This window comes from Acinetobacter higginsii, assembly GCF_000369845.1.
GTDB lineage: Bacteria > Pseudomonadota > Gammaproteobacteria > Pseudomonadales > Moraxellaceae > Acinetobacter > Acinetobacter higginsii.
Window position 1 is genome coordinate 185,531 of record NZ_KB850217.1, and the last position, 1,344, is coordinate 186,874.

General features: G+C 37.3%; 1 protein-coding gene. It reads right to left on the minus strand.

Annotated elements, in window-relative coordinates:
- Positions 1–249 precede the first annotated feature (249 nt).
- Positions 250–972 (minus strand): hypothetical protein, encoded by a 723-nt coding sequence (locus tag F885_RS05705; RefSeq protein WP_005200956.1) that lies wholly within the window; start codon positions 970–972, stop codon positions 250–252.
- Positions 973–1,344 lie beyond the last annotated feature (372 nt).

The following is a 1,344-nucleotide window of genomic DNA, read 5'->3' on the forward strand; positions in this document are numbered from 1 at the left end:
GGATATCAACGACATAAACTGAATATGAAGAAGCCCCGTCAGGATGATGGGGCTTCTTTTTATCTATCATTTTTATAGGTGATTTAAAGACTTTTTTAAATACGTAATCATTTCGGTATGCTCCGCAAGGCTGGAATAGTAAATACGGATACTAACCGCTGCTTAGCGATCAAGCAAAGAAAGTGCTACGATAGCTTTCACCTAGTAAAACTGTTGTACAACGTAAATCCTCCAACATCATTTGCTAGCTCATATACTTGATTGTCGGAAAAACCTTGGTGGTTTACCTCTATATTTTCTCTCTTCAAGCTCAATACATGCAAACATTCCTAGAGCGCTTAATAGTCCAGACACAACTACTGCGTATATACCGAGTCCTAAGCCGATAGAGATACTTAAATCAAATTTATCGTTAACTAGTTGAGGAAAGACTAAAAAAATAAAAGCACTCAAAGCAGCACCAACGAATAAACCCATTTTTCCTGCCTCAGCTCGTTCATGTCTCGTCGCTGAATATGCAACATCCGCATGACATACTCTACATACGGTTTGCTGATGTTCAACAAAAGAACGGCAATGCCCACAGATCCAACCGTCTTTTATAGGATATTCAACTGGTGATTTACCTTCTAGCTCTCGGCGGCTGTTTTCTTCTGATACTTGCTTCCATTCTAATAATAAGCTTACAGCGTAAACTTCCTCATCGTTATCAATAAGTTTTGCGCAGTTTTGGCAAAGCCAGATACCATTTGATATATGAGCCCTTTTGTCTTTCGTTAATAATGAATCAAAACGTGGACCACCTTCTGAAGCTCCAGTAATATGAGCAGCTACACCAATTCTTGTTGCCTTTTCCTCATTGGAGTTTGGTCCAGACGTCAGACATCTACATTCCGGATTAGAACAACGGTTTCCAACTCGTTCCTGTAATATTCTCTTTGATTCTTTATTAAAATCATCTCTACTATTCAAGAGTAAATTTCCTATAGATTAGAATTTTTTCCGAAAAACTCACTAAAGTTATAAAATCTAACTACTATATAACCCCAAATTAGATTAGCTTTTCATTTACATCAATATCAACCATTAGATTTATCTCATACCTATCTTTATGCTTTTAGTTATAAATAGAATAACTTTTCAACACTCATAAAAGTTAACCAATCAGGCCAATATTTTTAACACATTATGTTTTTTGTTCTTACTTTTCGTCCGCGCCATAAAAAACACCCCAACCTCTCTCGAGATTGGGGTGTTTGATATTTAAAAGCTGGCGATGACTTACTCTCACATGGCAAGTGCCACACTACCATCAGCGCTAAGAGGTTTCACTTCTGAGTTCGG